We start from the raw sequence: 23,961 nt of genomic DNA, 5'->3' as shown, positions 1-23,961 counted from the left end.
CTCGGGGTTCCGGGTTCGGTCGCAGCTCTCGCTGCTCCCGCCCCGGAACGACAAAGATTTATTTGGGAGACTTCATGTTTCTACGCATCCTCGACCGGCTTGAGGAAACCCTGATTACGTTTCTGATCGGCGCTGCCACTTTCATCATCTTTATCGCGGTGCTGCACCGCTATCTGGTGGGCGTGCCGTTCTTCTATCCCTTGCTGTTCCCCATCAACCTGTCCTGGGCGCAGGAATTGTGCATCTACATGTTCGTGTGGATGGCCAAGTTCGGCGCCGCCTATGGCGTACGGACTGGAATCCATGTCGGCGTCGATGTGCTGGTCAATCAGCTCAACCCGCGCTGGCGCAAGGGGACCGTGCTGTTCGGATTGCTGTGCGGCGCGTTCTTCACGGCGGTGATCGGCACGATGGGCGCGAAGTTCGTCTATGGCCTCATGCATACCGACCAGGTGACGCCCGACATGGAGTTGCCGAGCTGGCTGGTCTATCTCTGCATCCCGCTCGGCTCCTACCTGATGTGCTTCCGTTTCCTGCAGGTCGCCTGGAATTTTACGCGGACCAATGAACTGCCGCATCACGATCATTCCTATGTCGAGGGCATCGAAGTCGATCCGCCCGTGACTGCGGCGGGGATCGCGCGATGAGCACCACGCTGATCTTTCTGCTGCTGATTTTCCTGATGCTGACGGGCATGCCGATCTCGATCGCGCTGGGTCTCACGGTTTTGTCCTTCATCTTCCTGATGACCTCGGTGCCGATCGAATCCGTCGCCCTGAAACTGTTCACCGGCATCGAGAATTTCGAGATCATGGCGATCCCGTTCTTTATCCTCGCCGGCAGTTTCCTGACCCATGGCGGCGTCGCGCGCCGCATGATCGATTTCGCAACCTCGATGGTCGGGCACTGGTACGGCGGGCTCGGCCTTGCTGCCGTGATGGCCTGCGCGCTGTTCGCCGCGGTGTCGGGCTCGTCGCCGGCCACCGTGATCGCGATCGGCTCGATCATGATGCCGGCGATGGTGCGGCAGGGCTTTCCCAAGCAGTTCGGCGCCGGCGTCATCACCACCTCCGGCGCCTTGGGCATCCTGATCCCGCCGTCGATCGTGATGGTGGTCTATTCGGTGGCGACCGGCGGCAGCGTCGCGCTGGATCCGTCGGGCGTGCGGGTGTCGTCGGCCTCGGTCGGGCAATTATTCATGGCCGGCGTCATTCCCGGCATCATGCTGGCCACGCTGCTCGGCGCCACCACCTTCTACCGCGCCTGGAAGAACGACTATCCGCGGCTGCCACGCGCCAGTTGGGCAGAACGCGGGGCGGCGTTCCGGCGCTGCATCTGGGGCCTGCTGCTGATTGCGGTGGTGCTGGGCGGCATCTATGCGGGCTGGTTCACGCCGACCGAGGCCGCCGCCGTCAGCGCCGTCTATGCCTTCGTCATCGCCGTGTTCGTGTACCGCGACATGACGCTGAAGGACGTGCCGAAGGTGCTACTGTCCTCGGCCAATATGAGCGCGATGATCCTCTACATCATCACCAATGCGGTGCTGTTCTCGTTTCTGATGGCCAACGAGAACATTCCGCAGCAGATCGCGAACTGGATCACCGGGATCGGCGTCAACTGGGTGATCTTCCTTCTGATCGTCAACGTGCTGCTGCTGGTGGCCGGCAATGTCATGGAGGCCACCTCGATCGTGCTGATCATGGCGCCGATCCTGTTTCCGGTCGCCGTCAAGCTCGGCATCCATCCTGTGCATCTGGGCATTCTGATGGTGGTCAATATGGAAGTGGGCATGTGCCATCCGCCGGTCGGGCTGAATCTCTATGTGGCCTCCGGCATCGCCAAGATGGGCATCTCCGAGCTGACCATCGCGGTGCTGCCATGGCTGCTGACCATGATCGCGTTTCTCGGGGTCGTGACCTATGTTCCCGAACTGTCGCTGTGGCTGCCGCGGATGCTTGGCATGCTGTGACGAAATCGTGGCGCGTCCACATTCGGTAACACCATGTCCAAAGCGTAAGTTGAAAGGCTGGGGCAGGGCGCGCATCGTTCGGCAACGATCCACAGGAGGACTTGCCATGAGAAAGATCTTGCTCGCCAGCGTCGCGGTGCTGGCGCTCGCCGGCACGACGGCGGTCTATGCCCGACACGGCGGCCCCGGCCACCACCATCATTCCCGGATGAACCCGGAAGACCGCGCTGCCTTTGCCGACGCCAGGATCGCCGCGGTGAAGGCCGGTCTGAAACTGACGCCGGATCAGGAAAAATTGTGGCCGCCGGTCGAGGCCGCGGTGCGCGATTTCGCCAAGCTGCGGATCGACCGCGCCAACGCCCGCATGGACGAACGCAGGAACGACCGCGGCGACGACGCCCGCAAGTCGGAGACGCCGGACAACCCGGTCGCCCGCCTGCAGAAGCGCGCCGACGACATGGCCGCCACCGCTGCCGCGATGAAGAAGATCGCCGAGACCGCGGACCCGCTCTACAGGACCCTCGACGACGGCCAGAAGCGCCGGCTTTCGGTCCTGACGCGGATGGATGGTGGCCCGCGCGGCGAATTCCGTCACCCCCGCGGCGGTCGCGACTTCGACCGCGACGACGATCGCGGCGGGGATCGCGATGGCCCGCGCCGATTCGAGCGCGATCGGGGTATGGGCCCCGAGCGGCTGTAGCCGAAGGATCGGCGAAAGACGCCGCGCGTAGAAAAAAGCCGCTGAATTTCAGCGGCTTTTTTGCGAATTCATTAAAATGCCGGCGACGCAGATATTGTGCTGTCACACGCTTGCCATCCCCGGATCGCTTTGCTAAACGACGCCATCCCGCGAGGGTATCCGGTTGGATCCGGGCGCATAGCTCAGTTGGTAGAGCAGATGACTCTTAATCATCGGGTCCCAGGTTCGAGCCCTGGTGCGCCCACCACCCCTAAGTGCTTCGGCAAAAGGGGTTTTAAGAAAAATTCCTCATAGAACAAAACGGAACGGTCGCTTCGGTTTGCGCCTTGGTTTGCAGTTTTGGTTCACGAACCGTGCTGCGCGACCAGCTTGACGATGGCCTGATCCGCAAGCTCCGCCTGGCCGCCGAGGTAGTTGGCTTCGAGAATCGTTTCGACGTCCTTTAGGCTGTGCCCCGTGATCGCAGCAATCTGCGGGACTGTGCAGCTTGCCAGAGCCAACCGTGTGACAGCAGTGCCCCGTAGGTCGTGGAAATGCAGATCGAAGTCGCCGAGCTTCGCCCTGTCGAAGGCTTTCCCCCAGGGCGTTCGAAATCCGTCACTGGTCCATGGCTCTCCAAAGTGTTTCGCAAGATCGGACCATCAGCATTCGCGGGCCGGCGAGCATCGAGCGCGGTTTTTAGTGCCGAGCCGACCGGGATCAATACACGCTTTTTTGCCTTTCCCTTTCGGCGCTTGCCCACTTGCAGACGAATATGGGTGCCGTCGTATTGCGACCAGGTGATTTTGATTAAATCGCCTTGGCGCTGGCCTGTCCATAAAGCGATTAGCAAAGCGAACTGAAGCTCCGTTGAGGCTGCAGCGCAGAACGCTGTGATGTGTTCGTCAAGCCAGATGATGTCGGCGCGGTCCGACTCATATAGCCGGCCGCCGCGCTCGCAGACGTTGATCGCGATAGTGCCGTGATCCTTGGCCACCGCAAGCACTCGAGCAATGGTCGTCCAGGCGTAATCCGTGGTGCGCGGGTTGTCCGCCATGGTGGCGCGCCACGCCTTGAACTTTCCGCGGGCGCGCCGGTCTTGGACGACGGACAGGGGCATCGTGCCGAACTCCTCCTCGATCATCTTCAGGTATCGACGATACGCCTTCTTACTGAAATCTGAGAGGGTCGTGAATTCAGTCGAAGCTTTGTATGCCACAATCAAAGAGAACAGCGTCCCGGCCACCGGCTTGGTACGCTCTGTGTGCGCGGCCGCGTAGGCCACTATGAACAGCGGATCATTGGGCGCCAGCGGCTTCCCATCCTCGCTCGTGAGGAGCGGCCCACCGCGCCAAGCGTAGTAATATTTTCGAACCGAGCCGTCAGCGAGCCGTTTGGTGGCGGTCGCGACGCCGGGCAGCTTTCGCCGATTCATTGGTGCGGTCCCACTTCTGGAATTCGTCCTCGTTGCTCGATAGGACGGGCGGCGCCTTCAGTAAAATGGTGATGGTGCCATTCGAGGCCACTTGAATTGCGTCGGCGCCCTCACGCTTCGCAGCCCGAATTGCTCGGCTAACGTCAATCTGTAGGAAGGTGCCGACGCGACGTGTCACTTTGCTACCTTTTCAATCTCATCGGGCATAGATAGCGACATAACCAATGGTCAATCGCTAGGTAAATCTAAAAAAAAACGCCTCATCATTCCGTCGCCTTGACTTCAAAAATCCGCGCGATTTGCTGAAGAGTAAAAATGCCGAAGCTGCGGACTTGTTTGAAATCTGAAATCACGTGAATTCCCGAGAAAATCTCGCTCTGGTCATCCAGGTAAGATGCCATCATTGATGCAGTAGGCCGGTAGAGAATTTCTGATGTCATTTGCTCAGCTCTCTCCGGCTGATCGGAATGAGGATCGTATATGTTTGCGTAAATCCGAATGCTTGCCATCGGAAGCGGAGCTTCGAAACTGATAGTGAAGTCTAAGTAGTATTGTCCTTGAGCGACGAGGGCTGGAACATTTTCGAAAATATCTCCACCATGAGCGGGAAGACCTCTTGCTAGTAAAACAATGATCGCAGAGATCGCTTCATGCAGGGTATGCACCTTTGGAAGGTCCTGTAATATCTTGAGGGCGGCCCATGACGTAGCTTCTTGGTTATCGCTGTCAGAAGCGAAGAGGCAGTTGTAACTTTCGAAGCTGGCCAGGCTCGCTTTAACCGTTGGGCCAGAAATCGGACTCGCTGCGACCACGATGAGCAGAGCCGAAGCGTCCTGCGGCGTCACCTTCGCGGCACGCCCCCTCCCTGCGACCTTGCGATACCCCGCCGTGACTAAGAACCGGTCATGTTGAAATATAGTGACCTTCGGCACGTTGAGCGCCTTGGCGACTGCTTCAATCAATTGGGTAGGACTGGCCATGAATCACCTCCATTTGAGTAAATCTCAAATGTAAGCACCGGTCGCAGCACCTCGGAAATTGAAGACGCTCCCACGGAGCGCCGCTTTAGACGGGTTGAGCTGTCCCGAGCATCGCTATGACTGAGACTGGGAGGCGGAAGCACAGCGCGGAGACGCGCGCCAAGATCGGTGCAGCCAATCTCGCTCGCTGGGATGATCCTGAAAAGCGAGCGAAAGTGAGCCAGGCGACCGAAGCTCGGATGGCCGACCCGGCTGTTCGTCAGCGAATCCGAGATGGCATGCGTCGCGCCTCTAGTGAGAGGGACGAGTTGCGCGATCTGCGCGCTATTTGGGCCGCCACCAGTCCGGCAGCACAAGCGCGATTCATCCTGGGTTTAATGTCAATCGCGTCGCTTGAAGCCGCCGATCCAACGTTGTCATCGCATTCGTCATGCCCGATACCGGACGAATGACACTTCGTCCGACGAAGAATGCAATGATGCCTCCGAGAACTCAGGCAAGTGCCGCGCACATTTTAGCGAGTGAGCCAGCAAATCGAATGGTGTCACCGGTTTCGTGCTGGGTGGCAACAAGATCTCGCCCGATCGAACTACGGACGTCAGCCGACGACTTGCTGATCTGGTCCATCATCGGTCGCATCTCCCCAACGAATAGCGAATCTATAGCCACAATAGGCCTCGATGTTGAGCTGATTGAACGCGAACACCCCGCCGATCATCACGGCGAGCAACAGCCCCACCATCAGAAAGCGGCGGTTGACGGCAAGGGCAACGAGACGATCCATCCAGATCGGACCTTTCAGAAAAGCCGAAGCTGGGAGTTAGGACGCCGATGCGGCGCGGTCGATGAACAGCGAGCCCCTGGTGACGATGCGCTCGCCCGGCCGCAAATTGCCGGAGACCTCGACCAGGTTGCCGTTGACCAGCCCGGTCTTGATGACGCGCAGCTCGATCGTCTTGTCGTCATCATGCGCGACCCAGACGCGGACCTGGTCGCCCTCGTAGATCAGCGCCTGGCGCGGCACGCCGACGGTCGGCTGGTCGCCCGGCGCGTAGATCGTCACGGTGGCGAACATCTCCGGCTTCAACAATCCGGCGGCATTGTCCAGGGTGGCGCGCACCATCAGCCGGCGCGTCGCAGGATCGAGCGCGGTGGCGACGTAGTTGATCTTGCCGGTCAACACACGGCCGGGCAGCGCCAGCACGTTGAAGGTCAGCTCCTGGCCGAGTTCGACCTCGGAGGCTTCGGTCTCGCGCACGAAAGCGGTGAGCCACACGGTGGAGAGGTCGCCGATCACGTAGGCCGGATCGGTGGCGCCGGCGCTGACGAACTGGCCAGGGCCGATCTTGCGTGCCACCACGATGCCCGCGATCGGCGCATAGATCGTGGTCTCCGGGTTGATCTTGCCCTGGTCCTGAAACGCGGTGATCGCCTCATTGGTGAAGCCGAGGAAGCGCAGCCGGTTGCGCGCGGCTTCCAGCGCGGTTTCGGCGGAGCGCTGGTCGTTCTGCGCCTGCAGCAGCGTCGCCTGGGTCTGCTGGTAGTCCTTCAGCGGGATGGCACGGCCTTCGGAGAGGTCCTTGGCGCGCTTGTCCTGGATCGTCGCCAGGTCGAGCCGCGATTTCGCCTTGTTGAGGCTGGTGATCGCGGTGATGAAATCGTTCTGCGCGCCGACATTGTCTGCGGCCTCGATGCTGAACAGCGGCTGGCCGGCGCGGACGCTGTCGCCCGGCTTGGCGAGCAGCTTTGTCACCCGCCCGGCATAGGGCGAAAACACCGGCGTCGACTTGTCCTCGTCGACGGCGATCTTGCCTTCGGTGACGTGCTCGGCGCGGAATGCCCGCGCGCTGACCGGCTCGACGGTCAGGCTGGCCCATTCGGCCGGGGCGGTCACATAGCGCGTCGGGATCTTGCGCGACTGGCTAGATACTTCGGAATTAGGCCGCGGAGTTTCGGCGGTCCGCGACAACGCCACGGCGCCGACGATCGCGACCGCTACGACGGCCGCGCCAAACATCACGCGATTGCGGCTAAGCATCGGAAATCGTTCAGTAAATTTTATCACTCGACCATCCATATCGGAGGCGCGCTCAATCCGCGGTGTTTTGTCTTGTCCCAGCGCTAATAGTGCTCATCTGGCGGCTCAAACAATCAAAAAAACTCATGCGCACGTACGAATCTCGTTCAAAAATCTGCAAGCCTGCGAACAGTTTTCAACTGCGCTCCAGCCAGCGCGGCGCATGGGTCCCCAGCGGCACCGTCTTGCCTTTGAAAAGGTCCTGGCGCGCTTGTTCTGGATCTGCGCCAACGTGATGTCCCGCGCGCTTCAAGACGGCGGAGACGGTACGGCGGACGCCCGCCATGCCGGCAGCGCTTGCCAAACCGTGAGGACACCATGTCGCTGAGGCCAATCGGAACCATCGCCATACCAAAAGCCGAAGGCAACGAGTTCGATCACGCCGCCTTCAGTGTGAAGAGCGGTAGGTTTTCATCGCGCGCACCGCGGGACTATCATAGAACTCTCCTCGTACCGTCAGGGATCATAAATGGAAAATTCCAGGTCAGACTGGCCTAATTTGGCGGGGGCACGTCACCCCTTGGCGATCGGCGGCGTGAGGAGCGCGGCTGCGGCTGCGGTGGCGGAGGGATAGGAGCTGGGGTCGAACCTTCTCCGCGTAACCAGCGCGGCTGGCACTAGAACAGGGTGCACCAAGGGGGCATTGCTATCTGAGCTGGAGCCGACGTCTGCTTTTTGTCCTCTTGTTCGGTAGTGCGGATCAAAGAGCGGCGCTCGTAAAAAAAGTTTTTCTTTATCGTGATCCAAACCTCTCGCGGATTCGTAATACTTGTTGTTGGCTAAAACACCGGCACTAACCGTGCCGGTCCCGTCTAATGTTGACTACAACTAAGCAGGAGATCGTCAAGTGGCTTCAATGCAAGTTTGGCAGTACGACCTCGTATACAATGCGTTTTCCTTTACGATCGCCGTAATGGCTTCGGCGACCATATTCTCCTTTTTCGGGCGCTCGCAGGTGGCGCCAGCCTATAGAACGGCGCTGACACTCACTGGACTGGTGACGTTCATTGCACTTTATCACTACGTCCGTATCTTTAACTCTTGGGATGCGTCTTTCACAGTTGTTTCCGGGCAGATCAAGGACTCCGGTATCAAATTCAACGATGCTTACCGTTATGTCGACTGGTTACTTACCGTGCCATTGCTGCTTATCGAACTAATTCTCGTCATGCGCCTGTCCCCCAGCGAAACAATCGCGAAATCGACCAAGCTCGGATTGCTCGCTGCACTCATGGTCGTTCTTGGTTACCCGGGAGAAATTTCTGAGGTCAACAGCACGCGATGGCTCTGGTGGGTATTGGCTATGCTGCCGTTCCTGGTTATCGTCTATGACCTGTTCGTTGGTCTGAGCGATGCGATCGCCAAGCAGCCCACATCAGCGCGCGGTCTCGTGAGCCTCGCGCGGTATGTAACAGTAATCTCGTGGTGCTTCTATCCGATCGTTTTTATCTTTCCGATGATCGGTTTCACAGGTAGCGGAGCAATCACCGCCGTACAGGTCGGTTACACCGTTGCTGACATCGTTGCCAAAGCCGGGTTCGGTGTGCTGATTTACATGATCGCTAGGCGAAAGTCTGAGGCAGAGGGCTTTGTCGATGGTCCCGGACAGTTGGCCACCGCAAGATAGTCAGACGCTTACCTGATCTAATTCCGGCGCAGCAGATTGCCGCGCCGGAACTCCAGGGTTTTGGGATATAGCCATGTACGCATCCACTGCCGATGTTCCGGCTTTAGTTCATGACACAGTCCGCGATCAAACGAGCGCGATGGATGCATGGCTGGTCGATTTATTGCAGCCAGAGAATGGCAGCACGAACACTTTCCCTACCTCGGCCCGCGCCGCTCATTATCACGTGGCCGCCGGCGGTCAGCGGATCCGGTTTCTCCTAGCACTCGACGCTGGACGAGCGCTCGGATTAACATCTGGAGACGCTGTCTGCATCGCGACCGCAGTGGAACTTCTGCACAACGCGTCGCTTATTCACGATGACTTACAGGATCGGGATAAATTCCGCCGTGGACTGCCAAGTGTATGGGCAGCATTCGGAGATGATATGGCGATCTGTTCAGGCGACTTGCTACTCTCCTCCGCTTACGCCGCCCTCGCGACCTTCAGTAGCCCCGAACTTCTGCCAGCGTTGATATCGCTTGTCCATGCGCGCGCCGCACACGCAATCGCTGGTCAATGCGCTGATCTTGAGGCTCGAAGCCAAACCATTGATGACGTCGGAGCTTACGAAACAATCGCCATTGCCAAATCTGGCGCTCTGTTGGGATTGCCATTCGAATTAGCCCTTGTGGCTTCCGGATACAATAACTTTCGCGCAGTCGCACGGCGTGCGGCAGATGCTTTCGCTGTCGGCTATCAGATCTTCGATGACATCACCGATTTTGGAAAGGACACCGGAACGAGAAAAGCCGGTCATGATTCAAAGCCTGCTTCATTGAATATTCTATCAGTATTGCGGGCAGCCGGGCACGGTGCAGATGCCGGACAGCTGGCGCGCACCCTTGGTCTTAAACGTCTTCGCACAGCAGCTGATGAGGCGGAGAACTTGCCAAAGCGGTCGGGCGCCCTCTTGCGCGAACTCGCCCTGCGCCTGGCTGCACGGCTATGACCATCCGGGAAGCACCTAATCGGGCCATAGTCATCGGTGCAGGATTTGGCGGGATTGCATCGGCGCTGCGTCTGCGATCAAAAGGCTATGAAGTTACGCTTATCGATCGATGCGCTACTCTTGGCGGCCGCGCCCAGGTTTTTGAACGCGGCGGTTTTCGCCACGATTCTGGTCCAACTGTCATTACGGCTCCTTTCCTGTTCGAGGAATTGTTTCTCCTGTTTGGCGAGCGGATGGCGGAGCACATTAATCTGGTGCCACTGAAACCATGGTACCGCTTTTGTTTTGCCGATGGCGAAACGTTCGATTATGGAGGCACACTGGAAGAAACGCTGGCCGAAATTAGGCGGATCGAACCACGCGATTGCGATGGATACCTAGCACTCCTAGCGCACTCCAAACGGATTTTCGAGATCGGCTTTACCGAACTCTCCGCCCAACCGTTTGATCGTTTCATGACCATGGTTCGCCAGATCCCTCGCCTCGTCGGGCTGGGCAGCTATCGGTCTGTGTGGGGGCTAGTGTCGCGTTATATGTCCAACCCCAAGCTGCGGCAGGCATTTTCGATTCAACCGCTGCTTCTCGGCGGCAATCCATTCGACACGACCAGCATTTATGGCCTGATCCACTTTCTCGAACGTGCACATGGTGTTCATTTCGCTATGGGTGGTACTGGAGCGATAACTAAAGCCCTTGGCGAGCTAATGGAGCGACAATTCATCAAGATCAAGCTGGGGACCACGGTAGCGGCCATCAATGTCAGGGATGGCATCGCTCAAAGCGTGACCCTTGATGACGGACGAACAATGACAGCCGATGTCATTGTATCCAATTGCGATCCTGCCCACCTATACGGCTCGATGGTCGAAAAGACCGCGCAGGCCAGATCGACTAAGCTGAAACTGGCGGCTGCGCATTTTTCTATGGGTTTGTTTGTTCTGTATTTCGGCACGACGCAGACTTATCCGGCGGTAGCACATCATACAATCTGGTTTGGCGGGCGATATCGCGAATTGTTGAGTGATATTTTCGACCGTAAAGTATTGTCGGAAGATTTTTCGCTCTATCTTCATCGACCGACCGCCACGGATGCGAGCTTTGCGCCACCCAACTGCGATAGCTTTTATGTCCTCTGTCCGGTTCCCAACCTTCAAGGTCAGATCGATTGGACCAGGGAAGGTCCGCGCCTGAAGGATCGTATCGTCAAGGCGCTCAGCAAAACTATCCTGCCGAACCTGGAAGCAACGATTACGAGCGATTTCTTCATAACTCCAGAGAACTTCCGACAGGACTATCTGAGCACGCATGGCGCGGGCTTCTCTATCGCCCCGTTGTTTCGACAATCGGCATGGTTCCGCTTTCATAACCGTGCCGAGGGAATCCAAAACCTCTTTCTCGTTGGCGCTGGCACGCACCCAGGAGCCGGCGTTCCCGGCGTTTTGTGCTCGGCGAAGGTTGTGGATGCGCTCATTCCATCGATGGTGATGCCATGACTATGTCGTGGCCCGCCTCCAAGAATGAGACCCGGGCGTCGGCCGATGCCATACTTGCCGCCAAAGGGCGCAGTTTTCATTGGGCGCGGCATCTGCTGGGTTCTGTTCACGCTGCAAGAGCCACCCGCCTCTATGGATTTTGCCGTCTGATCGACGACCTTGCCGACAGTGCATCGTCACAGGATGCCGCCAGACTCGACCTCTCCAGTGCCGCACTTGCCGTCACGACCGGCGTATCCGCCGATCCGATAATCAGCGACATGCTGGACCTCATGCGCGAATGCCGGATCGATCCAGCTATTATGCTGGAATTGATCGAGGGCGTGACATCCGATCTTGAAACAGTCAGGATGGAAAATATTGATTGCCTTTTGCGCTACTGCTATCGCGTTGCCGGCACCGTCGGGCTGATGATGTGCAGTGTGCTGGATGTGGATGATCCCGCTGCTCTGCCGCATGCTGTTGATCTCGGCATCGCCATGCAACTCACCAATATTTGCCGTGATATCGCGGAAGACGCGGCTCTAGGGCGGCGCTATTTGCCGGCCAGCATGATTGGCGATGTTTCGCCCGATTTGCTCATTTCACCGGCGGATGGGTTACGACCTCATTTGCGAAAATGTGTGGCTGATCTCTTACATCTTGCCGATCGCTACTACCGTAGCGGCGAATTGGGCTTGCGCTATCTGCCCGTTCGCGCACGAAGTAGCATTTTTGTTGCCGCGCGTGTTTATGAAGCGATCGGCAAAGAGCTTCGAAGACGCGATTGTGCCTATTGGTCAGGACGGGTCGTTCTGCATGGCGGCATCAAGGCTGCATTGACTGCTCGTGCCCTGTTGAGCCAGGTGCTTCGGCCTTCCTTTTGGGTCTCACCCCAAGAGTACAACGCGGCGTTGCATACGGCGATCGTTGGCTTGCCGTGCATGGCGCAGGTGGCGGGGGACGACCGTGCAGTCTGACGCCGATCTCATCATTCTCGGCGGCGGTTGTGCAGGTTTGAGCCTCGGCATGCGGCTTGCCGAACTGGGGCCCAATTGCCCGCGCGCACTCATTATCGAAGAGCGAACCCGCTACACCAATGACCGAACATGGTGTTTTTGGGATGACGGCTCTACCCGCATACGGCCGCTGGTTCAGCATCGGTGGCAAAACATGAAAATTCAAGCTGAGGGCCGCAGCGTTACTGTGGACTGCGGCGCAACACCCTATCAAATGCTTCCTGCCGACGTTTTTTACGCTGCAGCTATCAAGCAAATTTCCAAAAACGAACGCATCCAGCTGATCATGAACGCATCCGTACTCGATCTACCTTACAAACGCTCAGGCAAGTGGCAGATTGAAACCAGCCAAGCGCGACACCAAGCCAGCATGGTGATTGATACGCGGCCGGTAAAGAAGGCTACACGCGGTACAGCCATCCTGTGGCAGTCTTTCTACGGCCGCGAGATTAAATGCGAAGATGCAGTATTCAATCCTACCTGCACCGATTTGATGAACTTTGACGATGGCAATGCAACGAACATTCGCTTTTCTTATGTTCTTCCCGTGTCGCCCTACCGCGCTCTGATCGAGACAACTGTTTTCGGGCCAGATCCGCTGGGTCAACCAGCTCTTTCAAGTGATTTAAGTACCGCTGTCGCACGATATGTAAATGGTGTCGGCTTCAGGATTTTGCGTGAGGAAAACGGTGTCCTGCCAATGGGCACTGCCACCGCGAAACCAAATCCAGATGTTACTTACGTGCGAGCAGGCCTGGACTGGGGCGGCGCGCGCGCCAGCACTGGTTATGCTTTCCAGCGTATTCAGCGGTGGGCCGATGTTTGCGCCCAACAGCTCGGTGAGGGAAAGTTCCCGATCGGCCATGAGCCCGATCCCCTGCTGCTTCGCGGCATGGACCACCTGTTCCTTTCAGTGCTGCACACCCGTTCCGCAGCGGCGCCCGCCATGTTCTTATCCATGTTCGAAAAGGTGGATCCCGCACGTATAATCCGCTTCCTGAGTGACGGCGGTACCCTGCTGGATCGGGCAATTGTTGCATCAGTCTTGCCGGTCATCCCGTTCTTGAAGGAAATCCCCAGTGCGTTCCTGCGGTCGGCACGATTGCGTGAAGCCTTATGATGCCGATTCGAGCGCAACGCATTCAGGGATTGGTTTTTTGCGCAACGGCGCTTGCCGTCGCAGCTTCTGCCGAATTGGTCCAGCGGCTGGATCCGCAAACCGAATTAGTGGCGATGGCTATTCTAATCGTCATCCTGGGCGTGCCGCATGGCGTGCTGGATACGGTTTTTGCAAGAAATCTGTATAATGTCCGGACAGCAAAGGAATGGGTCGGCTTTACGGTGGTCTATTTCATTCCGGCAGCGCTCGTCGTCGCCTTATGGCAATTCGCACCTCAGTTGTTCCTTGCGGGATTTCTGGTGATATCCATCGTCCATTTTTCCGGCGACCCGTCTCCGGGTACCCCGGTGTTTTCGCGCGTATTTTATGGTGGCGCGATCATTGTGCTCCCGACGATCTTCTACGCACCGGAGGTGACGCAGCTTTTTTCATTTCTCGTTGGTCCCGATGCGGCGATGCAGACGGTGGCGGCGCTGCTGTATCTCAAATGGCCCTGGTTAGTTGGCCTTGTACTCGCAGCGATCGCTCGCATGCAGTCCGATTGGCTTTCTGGCCTTGAAATCGCCGCTCTGGGATTAATTGCGACACTCGCGCCGCCTCTCGTCGCCTTCACAGTGTTTTTCTGCATCATGCACAGTGCTCGCCATATTTTGCGCACTATGAATTATTTTGATCAAATCTCGCTTTCCCGTATAGTTTTTACGGCCGCAACTCCGATGTTGGTCACGGTCATTTTGTCAGTCGCAGCTTGGAATTCCTTTGGCGACACTGCAATTGATGTGCGGGTTAGTCAGCTTGTGTTCGTTGGACTTGCGGCGCTGACCGTTCCCCATATGGCGATCGTGGAACGCGTCAGGCTTTCTGGCTGGATAAGAAAGTCCTGAGTTCGACGGGAATCACTTGCGCGATACCCGGCACTTAACGCCAACTCCGGACACGTTCCGGTCTCCTTCCCTTCCAACTTGCTCCGGAAAAATACCGACGTAGGATTTAAAAGTTGATCTCTAAAGGTCTTTCCTATTCTTCCTGCGTGCATATCTGACCCTGGTGCGATCAAAGTCAGGATCTGCCGCCGGTGGTCAATCTCATGTGTCAAAGCCGGAGCAATACTGCCTCACTGAAGCGGCCGCTTTGATTGGCTGCGCCGGAGTAAAACTGCGGCAGTTAGAGTCCTTTGTCTGGAGCGGCAGGGGACGGGGGATGAAGACAGTGGAGCTTTATGCGCGGGTCCGGCACGCCGTTCTGATCGAGGGGATCAGCGAGCGCGCTGCGGCAGACCGGTTCGGCATCAATGCCAGGACGGTCTCGAAGATGCTGAAGTTCTCGGTGCCGCCCGGGTACGTGCGCAGGAAGCCGCCTTTACGGCCGAAGCTCGACGAGTTCAGCGGTGTTATTGATGCGATTCTGGCGACCGACAAGGACCGGCCGAAGAAGCAGCGGCATACCTCGAAGCGGATCTTCGAGTTGTAGTCGTCGGCCCAATCCGCAATTCTGGCCCGGGCGTGGTCGAGCCCGAAGAACAGGGTTTCATTGAGAAGCTCGTCGCGTATCCGACCGTTGAAGCTTTCACAAAAGCCGTTTTGCATTGGCTTTCCCGGTGCGATGAAGTGCCAGGCTATCTGGTTGTTCTCCGACCAGGTCAGCATGGCGTTGCAGGTGAACTCGGTCCGGTGTCCGAGACGATCATGCCAGGCCTGCCGCGGCGATCGATCAACGCCGTCAGTTCGCGCGCCACCCGCCGTCCCGGGATCGAGGTGTCGGGGATCGCCGCCAGGCATTCCCGGGTCACGTCATCGACGATATTCAGGATCCGGAAGCGGCGATCATTAGCGAACTGGTCGTGGACAAAATCCAGCGACCAGCGGGAATTCGGCCGAGCCTCGACCAGAATGGGCGCCCGGGTGCCGACCGCGCGGCGGCGGGCCCGGCGCTTGCGGACGCTGAGGCCTTCCTCCCGATAGAGCCGGTAAATCCGTTTCAACCCGGACGGCTCGCCCTGTTGACGCAGCAGCACAAACAGTCGGCGATAACCGAAGCGCCGGCGGGCGTTGGCGAGCTCGCGCAATTGGACGCGCAGTTCGCCATCCGGCGGCCGGCACGACCGGTAGCGGATCATCTTGCGGTCGGCGCTGACGATGGTGCAGGCCCGCCGTTCTGACAGGCCCAGTTCGGCCTGCAGATGCGCGACAGCCTCGCGCTGGACGGCGGGCCCTACCATTTTTTTGACCGAAGCTCGCGTAACGCCGCGGCATCCAACATCTGTTCGGCCAGCAGCTTCTTCAGCTTGGCGTTCTCGTCCTCGAGCTGCCGCAGCCGCTTGGCCTCAGAGACGTCCATCCCGCCGAATTTGGCCCTCTAATTATACAGTGTCGCTTCCGAGACGCCGTGCTTGCGCGCCAGATCGGCGGCTTTCGCCCCCGCCTCGTGCTCGCGCAGAACACCGATAATCTGCTCTTCCGCAAACCTGGCTCGCTTCATCTGTCCGTCCTTTGGAAGGCCGAACTCTAGCTTCAACTGGCGGAAATCGGCAGGGGCAGGTTAAGAGCTTCCAAAAAAAACCGCTTCAAAGAGAATCAGATATATTTTGTCGATAGTAGAGCTTGGCTTTTGCGGGTCGGGATATTATCGATGGATTGCTATTGCACGAAGGCTCTGCGGATATCTCGACTTCTACACTGCGTCCGAAGCTCGAAAGCCGGGGGAACATACGCAGTCTAGTGAATCTGAATGGTCGCAAGACCACTAAGATCGCAAGCCATTGCACTGCGTGAGAGCATTACTACTCCAGATTGTTTTTTTACCTCTAAGAGGCTGACTGAAAAAGAAGCTGAGTGATTTCAGCCAGTTGTGATTCCTTCGGATTTGCGAAGATTCGAGGGAGAGCACGATGGTCTGGACTGAAATCACCCGCCGACACTATAGGCGGGCGAGCTTGCGATATGAAAGCGATACGACGGATGCCGAGTGGTTTGTGATGGAGCCGCTTCTGCCGCCTGCTTCGGCGCTCGGTCGCCCGCGTGCGACAGATATGCGAACGGTGATGGATGCGATCCTGTATATTGCGTCGACCGGCTGCCAATGGCGGCAGTTGCCCAAGGATTTCCCGCCCTACTCGACGGTGCAGGGCTATTTCTACGCGTGGTCGCGCGGCGGACTGTTTGCGTCGCTGAACTACACGCTCGTGATGGCCTCGCGCGAGGCGGCTGGCCGAGAGGCGAGCCCAACGGCCGGAGTGATTGACAGCCAGTCGGTGAAAACCACGGAAAGCGGCGGCCCCCGGGGCTATGATGCAGGTAAGAAAATCAAGGGCCGCAAGCGCCACATCGTCACCGACACGCAAGGAAACTTGGTCGGGCTGGTCGTGCACGAAGCCAGCATTCAGGACCGTGATGGTGCCCCGTGCGTTCTTGCTTCGATACGTTATCGCTATCCGTGGCTGCGCCATATTTTTGCCGATGGTGGCTATGCCGGAGATAAGCTGCGTCAAGCTTTGAAGCGCATCGGCAATTGGACGATAGAAATCATAAAACGATCCGACAGGGAGCAGGGCTTCGAAATCCTACCGCGCCGATGGGTCGTCGAACGAACGTTCGGATGGCTCGGTCGCTGCCGCAGATTGGCAAAGGACTTCGAGACCACAATCGCCAGCGCCGTTGCCTGGGCGTTCGTCGCTCACATTCGCGTCCTTATAAGACGGCTTGCAAAAGCCTGAAATCAAACGAATTCATTATGAGTCAGACTCTAAGGCTATCGCTATTCGCGGGAGTGTTCCGTTCTACGCCAACGCGCAGCGCTTTAAATTCAACGGGGGCAACTAAAAAATGGCGCAAATCGATTATGAGCTTGGTGGCATTAAGACATTCAATCTTGGTCGGTTAAATTCGGCCTCGTCTTCACAACTCAAATTCCGGAATGGGAGAAGCGAAGTATCTCCTCTATCAGACCCGGCCTCGGGTCGTTCGCATGTTCGCTCCAACGGGGTTGGCATTCGACCTCTGCTTTATTGGGGTTTTTTTAGCGTTATGGCTCTATCGGTCATTTCGACGCTAATTAACAATACGCAGTTTTCGATGATCGGAAACCAGGTCGCCAAACTTGAATCGATTTCTACTAAGTCAGCAAGTGATGAAACTGGTCGCCAACTTAATAAGGATCTCGCGATCATAACTGACGTCGTTGGCAGAAGTTCAAGAAATGCCCTGCTTCTTGCCTTGCTTACAATTTTTACTGGATTAGCGCTCTCGACCTATATCGGGCGCAAACTTTCCGGCCAGGTGAATGACCTCAGCCAGGTTATGTATGAGTTGGCGAAAGGCCGCCTCGATATAGACGCGCAGCCCCGCGGCAAAGTTGGTCCCGAGCTGGCAAATATGTACGATGCTGTTAATGTGTTCAAATCACACGCTAAAGAGGTTGAGCAATTACGTTTGAGAGGCTGACTGAAAAAGAAGCTGAGTGATTTCAGCCAGTTGTGATTCCTTCGGATTTGCGAAGATTCGAGGGAGAGCACGATGGTCTGGACTGAAATCACCCGCCGACACTATAGGCGGGCGAGCTTGCGATATGAAAGCGATACGACGGATGCCGAGTGGTTTGTGATGGAGCCGCTTCTGCCGCCTGCTTCGGCGCTCGGTCGCCCGCGTGCGACAGATATGCGAACGGTGATGGATGCGATCCTGTATATTGCGTCGACCGGCTGCCAATGGCGGCAGTTGCCCAAGGATTTCCCGCCCTACTCGACGGTGCAGGGCTATTTCTACGCGTGGTCGCGCGGCGGACTGTTTGCGTCGCTGAACTACACGCTCGTGATGGCCTCGCGCGAGGCGGCTGGCCGAGAGGCGAGCCCAACGGCCGGAGTGATTGACAGCCAGTCGGTGAAAACCACGGAAAGCGGCGGCCCCCGGGGCTATGATGCAGGTAAGAAAATCAAGGGCCGCAAGCGCCACATCGTCACCGACACGCAAGGAAACTTGGTCGGGCTGGTCGTGCACGAAGCCAGCATTCAGGACCGTGATGGTGCCCCGTGCGTTCTTGCTTCGATACGTTATCGCTATCCGTGGCTGCGCCATATTTTTGCCGATGGTGGCTATGCCGGAGATAAGCTGCGTCAAGCTTTGAAGCGCATCGGCAATTGGACGATAGAAATCATAAAACGATCCGACAGGGAGCAGGGCTTCGAAATCCTACCGCGCCGATGGGTCGTCGAACGAACGTTCGGATGGCTCGGTCGCTGCCGCAGATTGGCAAAGGACTTCGAGACCACAATCGCCAGCGCCGTTGCCTGGGCGTTCGTCGCTCACATTCGCGTCCTTATAAGACGGCTTGCAAAAGCCTGAAATCAAACGAATTCATTATGAGTCAGACTCTGAGAGAAATAGAATTGAGGGGTCAGCAGACGGTTGACCTTAGAAACAATCTTTTAAAAATTGCGTCGGTATTGGATGAGCAAATTGTCAAAATATTCGAGGGAATTAGTCGCGACCAGAAAGAGATGTTAGCCGCCGCAGACGGCATCGAAAAACTGTCTTTGGATTTGAGAAACACAGCCGAAAAAACATCGACCGGTATGGATCTAGCGGCAAGTAATGTCGAACAGGTGACGGCGTCGACTCAGCAGTTGTCAAAGCAGTTTGAAGTCATTTTAGCAGGAGCGCGAAACTCTAAAGACCTTTCGGCGTCTGCGGTTTTAAAGGCTAAGGACGGCAACCTGCGCATCAAGTCGCTTGAAGAGCAAGCTGTTAAAATCGAAGAGATGCTGAAGGTAATACAAAGTATCGCCGCCAAGACCAATATGTTGGCCCTCAACGCTACAATTGAAGCTGCGAGAGGTGGCAGTGCGGGCAGAGGGTTCGCCGTCGTGGCCGGTGAAGTCAAGTCACTGGCCGCACAAACGGCCGACGCTGCGAAACTGATATCTGGTCAAATCGAAGGTGTCCGCGCAGAAATAAGCTTGACGGTTGACACCATTCAGCAAATTTCAACTGTGATCAACGAACTCTCGGTCTTTTCATCACAAGTCGCCGAGAATGTGGTTTCGCAAGCCGCGGCCACACAACAAATATCTTCTCTTGTCGAACGGGTGGCGCTCGAGATTAATGCGATTGGTTCGTCCATGAAGGGATTGGCCGAAAACGCCGAACAGAAGACGATCGCGGTATCGGAAAGCATAAGCACTGCATCTAGGCAAACATCTGCATCAATTGAACTGATGGGCAAGAACATCGGCGATACTCTTCAACAACTGACAGGAGCAGCCTGAGTAGGCCCCATGCAAGACGCACACGCAACCTTCAGCATTCTCATCCTTGCCACGCAATATATGTTCAACGTTACCTTTGCGGGCATGTTTGCAGCAACAATCTATTTCATTATGGAGCGCAATAATCTTACGCCCAGATATAGCGTGATTGCCAGTTTGTGTATGATGGTTGTCTGCATCGCGGCAATCAATTATTATCATATGGCAGCAGGAGTGGGCCTCGATGGGCAGTATGCTACCCTATCGCGCTTTCCTACGGCCTTCCGTTATGCTGATTGGGTACTGACAACTCCGATCATTCTATCTTCGCTCGTAATGCTGACGAATAGCCCTAACAAAGGCGGACTTGCGGCAAAGCTTATGATTGCGGATGCGGTAATGATAATTTTAGGCTACATTGGCGAGGTCGTTACAAATGAGGCTGGGGGAGGAACGACAACGTCCTGGGTTTGCTTCTTAGCGGCCTGCGGCGGGTTTGTTTATATTTTAGTTGTTATGTATGGCGAACTTTCGGAGGCGGCCGCGGATTTTCCAACTGATTTACGATCTACTTTTGGCTTGCTGCAAAACTTCATTTTGATTTCTTGGATGACTTACCCCATTGGATATCTTGCTCCACTGTTAGGGTACAAGGGCGAGCTTTTGGCTGTCAGGGAGCTGGTCTATTGCATAGCCGACCTTTCCTCGAAAGTCGGCTTTGGTATTCTCGTTGTCAGCCTCGCCAAGAAGCTTTCTTTGCTTGAGATTGAACAACGGGAAAAATATATCGCGCAATCTCGATAAACTTTTATCTTTTCTCGATGTCTTTCGGACATTTAAAGTAGCTCATGGTGATTGTTCGCCGTCACCACCATTAAAACAAATTGAGCTGCACCCGGTTCCGAAGACACCAAGTTAGGTGTTTTATGGAGCTGGAGGTATGTCATGGAGAGACGGAAGTTTACGCGAGAGTACAAGGTTGAGGCGGTCAAGCTGATCAAGGATCGGGGCGTGTCCTACGCCCAGGCTGCCGACGACCTCGGCGTTCATCCGACGCAGCTGCGTGAATGGGTGAAGAAGTTCGCCGACGACTCGCAACACGCTTTTCCCGGTCAAGGTCAGATGAAGCCGGAGCAGCAGGAGATCACGCGCCTCAGGCGCGAGGTTGCCAAACTGAAGGCAGAGCGCGACATCCTAAAAAAAGCCGCGGTGGGTTCAACCGGTGAACGCAACACGTTGCGCAAGCTTAGCGCCCGGTGTGATGAAGCCAAGCGTTTTCCTCGGCCGGGTGTTGAGTTTCAGCGCCACGGCGTTTAGATCGGCCTGACTGTAAACCGATAGATCCGCGCCTTTTGGAAAGTACTGGCGCAATAACCCATTGGTGTTTTCGTTACTGCCGCGCTGCCACGGGCTGCGCGGGTCGCAGAAGTAGACTTTTACATCAGTGGCAACGGTAAAACGCCTGTGGGCAGCAAGTTCGGTTCCTCGATCCCAGGTCAGAGACGACATAAATCCTTCTGGTAATTGTTTGACCTGCTTAACCAAGGCGGTCACGACGTTGTCTGTGTCTTTTCCCTTTACACGGACCAAGAGCACATATCGGGAATGGCGCTCGACCAGGGTTGCAATGTGTGTGTTGTTTCCTCCCGACAGCAGGTCGCCTTCCCAGTGCCCTGGTATCGCGCGGTCCTCGATTTCGGCGGGGCGCTCGCTAATCGACACAGCATTGTAGCGCGTCAATCTGGATGGGAAGCGCGACAATCAGGATGGCAATTTAGCGGTCGCGGCGTGGGGATGATTGTCGCGGCCTGACGATAACGCAAGTGATAATTGCGTGTCGTGGAGTTGATTGTCGTGGAGCGACAATCAGGATGACGCTTTGATTGTCGCGCGCGTTGGCGGCCTTCCGGCTCCGCGGGCTTTGTCGACAGCCTCTTTTCGGCGATAGCTGTCGACATTCATTTCGAGGATCGTGGCGTGGTGGACGAGGCGGTCGATCGCCGCCAGCGTCATGGCTTGGTCCGGGAAGATTTTTCCCCATTCACCGAATGGCTGATTGGCGGTGATGAGCATTGAGCGGCGTTCGTAGCGGGCGCTGATCAGTTCGAACAGAACGCTGGTCTCGGCTTGATCTTTGGTCACATAGGCGAGATCGTCGAGGATCAGCAGATGATATTTGTCGAGCTTGGCTATCGCGGCTTCGAGCGTGAGGTCGCGGCGCGCGATCTGGAGCTTTTGCACGAGATCGGTGGTTCTGGTGAACAACACGCGCCAACCCTTTTCGATCAGGGACATGCCGAGCGCCGCTGCCAGATGCGATTTGCCGCCGCCAGGCGGGCCAAAACACAACAGATTGGCGCCCCTGTCGAGCCACGCGTCACCGGCGGCGAGAGCCTGCACCTGCGCCTTTGAGATCATCGGCACTGCATCGAAGTCGAATGCAGCGAGGGTCTTGCCCGGCGGCAGGCGGGCTTCATCCAGATGACGTTCGAAGCGACGACGGTTTCGCTCCACCATCTCCTGTTCAGCCAGGGCCGCCAGGAAGCGGGCGGCGGGCCAGCCTTCCTTATCGGCGGTTTCCGCCAGGGCGGCCCAGATCAGCTTGATGCCGGGCAGACGCAGTTCGCTGAGCAGCAATTCGACACGGGCGGCGTCGATCTTGACGGTCGCGTTCATGCGGCTTCTCCCACAGCCGCGGCAATCTGGTCGTAGATAGCGAGCGAGGGCAGCGTGACGACGACGACCGGTAGTGCCATGCCCTTCGGTCGGAAGCGTTCGATCAGCGCCTTGAGATCCGGCAGGATGCCGTCGTCGAGCGTGGCTTGCAGCACGGCACCGAGTTCCGCTTCGCAGGCCCGTTCATGTGCGAGCGCCAGAAGCCCGACCATCGCACGGCAGGCTGGTCTTTCGCCAATGCCGGCGAGCAAGGCGTCGAACGCACGAGCGTAAACGCGGCGGGGGAACAACTGGTCTCGATAGACCAGATTGAGCAGCGCCATCGGTTTGCGGCGCAGCGAATGGATGACGTGACGATAGTCGATGACATGGCCGTGTTTGCCGTTGGGCTGGCTTCGCCCGCGCCGCAGGGTGACGATGTGGGTGGCGCCCTGGAAGCATTCGAGCCGGTCGTCATAGAGACGCACCCGCAGCCGGTGACCGATCAAGCGGGAGGGGACCGAGTAAAACACCTTGCGCAACGTGAAGGCGCTTGATGTCGTTACATCGACGTTGACCTCCTCATAATCGGCGGTCTTGCGGACCGGCAGTTTCTGTAGCGCCGTCCGCTCCTGATCGATGCGCTTGGCATTGCGCGCGTTGCCGCGGCCAACGATCTCGTCGACAAAACCACGCCATGCCGGAAGATCGTCGAAGTCGCGAGAGGCACGCAGCAGCAGGGCATCGGCCAGCGCTCTCTTGAGATGGCCATGCGCACTTTCGATCGAGCCGTTCTCATGCGACACGCCGGGATTGTTGCGGGTCGGCGTCATGCCGTAATGACTGCAGAACGCCTCGTAGCGCGTCGTCAAATCCTCCTTGGCTTCAGCGCCGAGATTGCGGAACGCGGCTGACAGGCTGTCGCTGCGGTGCTGCTCCGGCACCCCGCCCAGCGACCACAGCGCGTTCTGCAAGCCTTCCGCCAGCGCGACAAAACTTTCGCCACCGAGTACGACATGGGCGTGTTCGAAGCCGGAGAAAGGCAGCCGGAAGTGATAGAGCCGGCAGTCCAGCAACTGGCCCGCAATGGTGACGCCGAGATCGGCGACCTCGGTGAAGTCCGACAACCCCATGCGACCCGGCGGATGTTCCTGACGGAAGATCACCTCCCGATCCGGCCCGTTCACCGCCCGCCATGCCCGAATGCGCCGCTCGAGCGTCCGCCGCGTTCCAGAACCCAGCTCCGGATGTCGGCGGCATAGTTCCTCGAACACGGCGATCGGCCGTAAGCCTGGGGCGGCGTTCAGCATCGGGAGGATGTCGTTCTCCCAAAGATCGGCAAATGGATCAGCGCGGCGGCGTTCGCGGGGCGACTTCTTCTGGGTGGGAAGTCGGGGATCCTTTTCGAACCGGTAGGCGGCGGAGGTGCTGAAACCAGCCTTTGCAGCGGCGACGGCTGGCGAATGGTTGCGACGCAAGCTCATGAAAAGCCTCATTTGTTGATCGGTGACATGCCGGCCGGCCAAAGAATTGGTCCTCTCAAAGGAGAAACCCGATCTTTGACCAGCCGCCGTTACCGCCAAATGAGGCCCGTTCGGGCGACACGCCGCTGCTGGGCTGCCTCCGGTCGGGCTACGCCCTCCCTTCGTCAACCCAGCAGCGGCGCATTCTCATCCTGATTGTCGCGGGATTCTCATCC

20 protein-coding genes, 1 tRNA gene and 3 pseudogenes are annotated in these 23,961 nt (G+C 57.4%); 16 read left to right on the top strand and 8 right to left on the bottom strand.

Annotation, left to right across the window (positions count from 1 at the left end):
* The first annotated feature begins 74 nt into the window (after positions 1-74).
* From FNL56_RS21140 to FNL56_RS21125, 4 genes are all read left to right on the top strand, one after another.
* Positions 75-647 (top strand): TRAP transporter small permease, encoded by a 573-nt coding sequence (locus FNL56_RS21140; protein ID WP_143574883.1) that lies wholly within the window; start codon positions 75-77, stop codon positions 645-647.
* Complete coding sequence (locus FNL56_RS21135; RefSeq protein WP_143574882.1) at positions 644-1,969, top strand: TRAP transporter large permease; 1,326 nt, start codon at positions 644-646, stop codon at positions 1,967-1,969. The genes FNL56_RS21140 and FNL56_RS21135 overlap by 4 nt, the downstream gene beginning before the upstream one ends.
* Before the next feature lie 106 nt (positions 1,970-2,075).
* Positions 2,076-2,669: a Spy/CpxP family protein refolding chaperone gene (locus FNL56_RS21130; RefSeq protein ID WP_143574881.1), complete on the top strand. Its 594-nt coding sequence runs from the start codon at positions 2,076-2,078 to the stop codon at positions 2,667-2,669.
* Positions 2,670-2,840: 171 nt separating this feature from the next.
* Positions 2,841-2,916, top strand: a tRNA-Lys gene (locus FNL56_RS21125).
* A 195-nt stretch (positions 2,917-3,111) separates the two neighbouring features.
* Here the strand turns inward: FNL56_RS21125 and FNL56_RS21120 are convergent.
* The 4 genes from FNL56_RS21120 to FNL56_RS21095 form a co-directional block, all read right to left on the bottom strand.
* Positions 3,112-4,083, bottom strand: coding sequence for an integrase (locus FNL56_RS21120; RefSeq protein WP_246660747.1), 972 nt, complete (start codon positions 4,081-4,083; stop codon positions 3,112-3,114).
* Between the two features lie 263 nt (positions 4,084-4,346).
* Positions 4,347-5,063, bottom strand: coding sequence for a hypothetical protein (locus FNL56_RS21110; RefSeq protein WP_143574879.1), 717 nt, complete (start codon positions 5,061-5,063; stop codon positions 4,347-4,349).
* A gap of 598 nt (positions 5,064-5,661) precedes the next feature.
* Positions 5,662-5,847: a hypothetical protein gene (locus FNL56_RS21100; protein WP_143582325.1), complete on the bottom strand. Its 186-nt coding sequence runs from the start codon at positions 5,845-5,847 to the stop codon at positions 5,662-5,664.
* A 36-nt stretch (positions 5,848-5,883) separates the two neighbouring features.
* On the bottom strand, positions 5,884-7,101 hold the full coding sequence (locus tag FNL56_RS21095) for an efflux RND transporter periplasmic adaptor subunit (RefSeq protein ID WP_246661598.1): 1,218 nt from the start codon (positions 7,099-7,101) through the stop codon (positions 5,884-5,886).
* Positions 7,102-7,996: 895 nt separating this feature from the next.
* Between FNL56_RS21095 and FNL56_RS21090 the strand changes: the two genes are divergently transcribed.
* From FNL56_RS21090 to FNL56_RS21065, 6 genes are all read left to right on the top strand, one after another.
* Positions 7,997-8,767 carry a bacteriorhodopsin-like gene (locus FNL56_RS21090; RefSeq protein ID WP_143578619.1) on the top strand — a complete coding sequence of 257 codons (771 nt, stop codon included), beginning with the start codon at positions 7,997-7,999 and terminating at the stop codon, positions 8,765-8,767.
* A 73-nt stretch (positions 8,768-8,840) separates the two neighbouring features.
* Positions 8,841-9,758 (top strand): polyprenyl synthetase family protein, encoded by a 918-nt coding sequence (locus FNL56_RS21085; protein WP_143574875.1) that lies wholly within the window; start codon positions 8,841-8,843, stop codon positions 9,756-9,758.
* Positions 9,755-11,251 carry a phytoene desaturase family protein gene (crtI, locus tag FNL56_RS21080; RefSeq protein ID WP_143574874.1) on the top strand — a complete coding sequence of 499 codons (1,497 nt, stop codon included), beginning with the start codon at positions 9,755-9,757 and terminating at the stop codon, positions 11,249-11,251. Before FNL56_RS21085 ends, crtI begins: the two co-directional genes overlap by 4 nt.
* Positions 11,248-12,210, top strand: coding sequence for a phytoene/squalene synthase family protein (locus FNL56_RS21075; protein ID WP_143574873.1), 963 nt, complete (start codon positions 11,248-11,250; stop codon positions 12,208-12,210). Before crtI ends, FNL56_RS21075 begins: the two co-directional genes overlap by 4 nt.
* Complete coding sequence (locus FNL56_RS21070; RefSeq protein ID WP_143574872.1) at positions 12,200-13,369, top strand: lycopene cyclase family protein; 1,170 nt, start codon at positions 12,200-12,202, stop codon at positions 13,367-13,369. The genes FNL56_RS21075 and FNL56_RS21070 overlap by 11 nt, the downstream gene beginning before the upstream one ends.
* Complete coding sequence (locus tag FNL56_RS21065; RefSeq protein ID WP_210245424.1) at positions 13,366-14,253, top strand: Brp/Blh family beta-carotene 15,15'-dioxygenase; 888 nt, start codon at positions 13,366-13,368, stop codon at positions 14,251-14,253. Before FNL56_RS21070 ends, FNL56_RS21065 begins: the two co-directional genes overlap by 4 nt.
* Before the next feature lie 579 nt (positions 14,254-14,832).
* Here FNL56_RS21065 and FNL56_RS21055 read toward each other — a convergent pair.
* Positions 14,833-15,847, bottom strand: a pseudogene (locus FNL56_RS21055) (IS3 family transposase); the annotation flags it as partial.
* Positions 15,848-16,256: 409 nt separating this feature from the next.
* Between FNL56_RS21055 and FNL56_RS21045 the strand changes: the two are divergent.
* From FNL56_RS21045 to FNL56_RS21020, 6 genes and pseudogenes are all read left to right on the top strand, one after another.
* Complete coding sequence (locus FNL56_RS21045; RefSeq protein ID WP_143577461.1) at positions 16,257-17,081, top strand: IS5 family transposase; 825 nt, start codon at positions 16,257-16,259, stop codon at positions 17,079-17,081.
* A 109-nt stretch (positions 17,082-17,190) separates the two neighbouring features.
* The gene (locus FNL56_RS21040; RefSeq protein WP_143582324.1) at positions 17,191-17,808 is read left to right on the top strand and encodes a hypothetical protein; all 618 of its coding nucleotides are present in this window, start codon (positions 17,191-17,193) and stop codon (positions 17,806-17,808) included.
* 72 nt (positions 17,809-17,880) lie between these two features.
* The gene (locus FNL56_RS21035; protein WP_143577461.1) at positions 17,881-18,705 is read left to right on the top strand and encodes an IS5 family transposase; all 825 of its coding nucleotides are present in this window, start codon (positions 17,881-17,883) and stop codon (positions 18,703-18,705) included.
* Positions 18,706-18,722: 17 nt separating this feature from the next.
* Entirely contained in the window at positions 18,723-19,628 is a 906-nt protein-coding gene (locus FNL56_RS21030) for a methyl-accepting chemotaxis protein (protein ID WP_168204686.1), read from the top strand.
* A 9-nt stretch (positions 19,629-19,637) separates the two neighbouring features.
* Positions 19,638-20,411 (top strand): bacteriorhodopsin, encoded by a 774-nt coding sequence (locus FNL56_RS21025; protein WP_143574870.1) that lies wholly within the window; start codon positions 19,638-19,640, stop codon positions 20,409-20,411.
* Positions 20,412-20,552: 141 nt separating this feature from the next.
* A pseudogene (locus FNL56_RS21020) lies at positions 20,553-20,810 on the top strand (transposase); the annotation flags it as partial.
* A gap of 12 nt (positions 20,811-20,822) precedes the next feature.
* On the opposite strand, the pseudogene FNL56_RS21015 reads toward FNL56_RS21020, so the two are convergent.
* The 3 genes and pseudogenes from FNL56_RS21015 to istA all read right to left on the bottom strand — a co-directional run.
* Positions 20,823-21,335 (bottom strand): annotated as a pseudogene (locus FNL56_RS21015) (IS30 family transposase); the annotation flags it as partial.
* A gap of 138 nt (positions 21,336-21,473) precedes the next feature.
* Positions 21,474-22,283, bottom strand: a complete 810-nt coding sequence (gene istB / locus FNL56_RS21010) for an IS21-like element helper ATPase IstB (protein ID WP_143581712.1) — start codon at positions 22,281-22,283, stop codon at positions 21,474-21,476.
* Positions 22,280-23,788 (bottom strand): IS21 family transposase, encoded by a 1,509-nt coding sequence (istA, locus tag FNL56_RS21005; protein ID WP_143581927.1) that lies wholly within the window; start codon positions 23,786-23,788, stop codon positions 22,280-22,282. Before istA ends, istB begins: the two co-directional genes overlap by 4 nt.
* Between the last annotated feature and the right edge of the window lie 173 nt (positions 23,789-23,961).

Source organism: Tardiphaga sp. vice304 (assembly GCF_007018905.1).
In the GTDB taxonomy this organism is placed as follows: Bacteria; Pseudomonadota; Alphaproteobacteria; order Rhizobiales; family Xanthobacteraceae; genus Tardiphaga.
This window is presented reverse-complemented; position numbering and strand designations above follow the sequence as displayed.

Excerpts from the sequence above, each read along its gene's own strand:
- FNL56_RS21095 (WP_246661598.1), bottom strand. The coding sequence starts at position 7,101 with ATGCTTAGCCGCAATCGCGTGATGTTTGGCGCGGCCGTCGTAGCGGTC.
- FNL56_RS21030 (WP_168204686.1), top strand. The coding sequence starts at position 18,723 with ATGAGTCAGACTCTGAGAGAAATAGAATTGAGGGGTCAGCAGACGGTT.
- FNL56_RS21040 (WP_143582324.1), top strand. The coding sequence starts at position 17,191 with ATGGCGCAAATCGATTATGAGCTTGGTGGCATTAAGACATTCAATCTT.
- FNL56_RS21135 (WP_143574882.1), top strand. The coding sequence starts at position 644 with ATGAGCACCACGCTGATCTTTCTGCTGCTGATTTTCCTGATGCTGACG.
- FNL56_RS21075 (WP_143574873.1), top strand. The coding sequence starts at position 11,248 with ATGACTATGTCGTGGCCCGCCTCCAAGAATGAGACCCGGGCGTCGGCC.
- FNL56_RS21045 (WP_143577461.1), top strand. The coding sequence starts at position 16,257 with ATGGTCTGGACTGAAATCACCCGCCGACACTATAGGCGGGCGAGCTTG.
- FNL56_RS21035 (WP_143577461.1), top strand. The coding sequence starts at position 17,881 with ATGGTCTGGACTGAAATCACCCGCCGACACTATAGGCGGGCGAGCTTG.
- FNL56_RS21100 (WP_143582325.1), bottom strand. The coding sequence starts at position 5,847 with ATGGATCGTCTCGTTGCCCTTGCCGTCAACCGCCGCTTTCTGATGGTG.
- FNL56_RS21085 (WP_143574875.1), top strand. The coding sequence starts at position 8,841 with ATGTACGCATCCACTGCCGATGTTCCGGCTTTAGTTCATGACACAGTC.
- FNL56_RS21140 (WP_143574883.1), top strand. The coding sequence starts at position 75 with ATGTTTCTACGCATCCTCGACCGGCTTGAGGAAACCCTGATTACGTTT.
- FNL56_RS21025 (WP_143574870.1), top strand. The coding sequence starts at position 19,638 with ATGCAAGACGCACACGCAACCTTCAGCATTCTCATCCTTGCCACGCAA.
- FNL56_RS21120 (WP_246660747.1), bottom strand. The coding sequence starts at position 4,083 with ATGAATCGGCGAAAGCTGCCCGGCGTCGCGACCGCCACCAAACGGCTC.
- FNL56_RS21110 (WP_143574879.1), bottom strand. The coding sequence starts at position 5,063 with ATGGCCAGTCCTACCCAATTGATTGAAGCAGTCGCCAAGGCGCTCAAC.
- istB (WP_143581712.1), bottom strand. The coding sequence starts at position 22,283 with ATGAACGCGACCGTCAAGATCGACGCCGCCCGTGTCGAATTGCTGCTC.
- FNL56_RS21090 (WP_143578619.1), top strand. The coding sequence starts at position 7,997 with ATGCAAGTTTGGCAGTACGACCTCGTATACAATGCGTTTTCCTTTACG.
- crtI (WP_143574874.1), top strand. The coding sequence starts at position 9,755 with ATGACCATCCGGGAAGCACCTAATCGGGCCATAGTCATCGGTGCAGGA.
- FNL56_RS21130 (WP_143574881.1), top strand. The coding sequence starts at position 2,076 with ATGAGAAAGATCTTGCTCGCCAGCGTCGCGGTGCTGGCGCTCGCCGGC.
- FNL56_RS21065 (WP_210245424.1), top strand. The coding sequence starts at position 13,366 with ATGATGCCGATTCGAGCGCAACGCATTCAGGGATTGGTTTTTTGCGCA.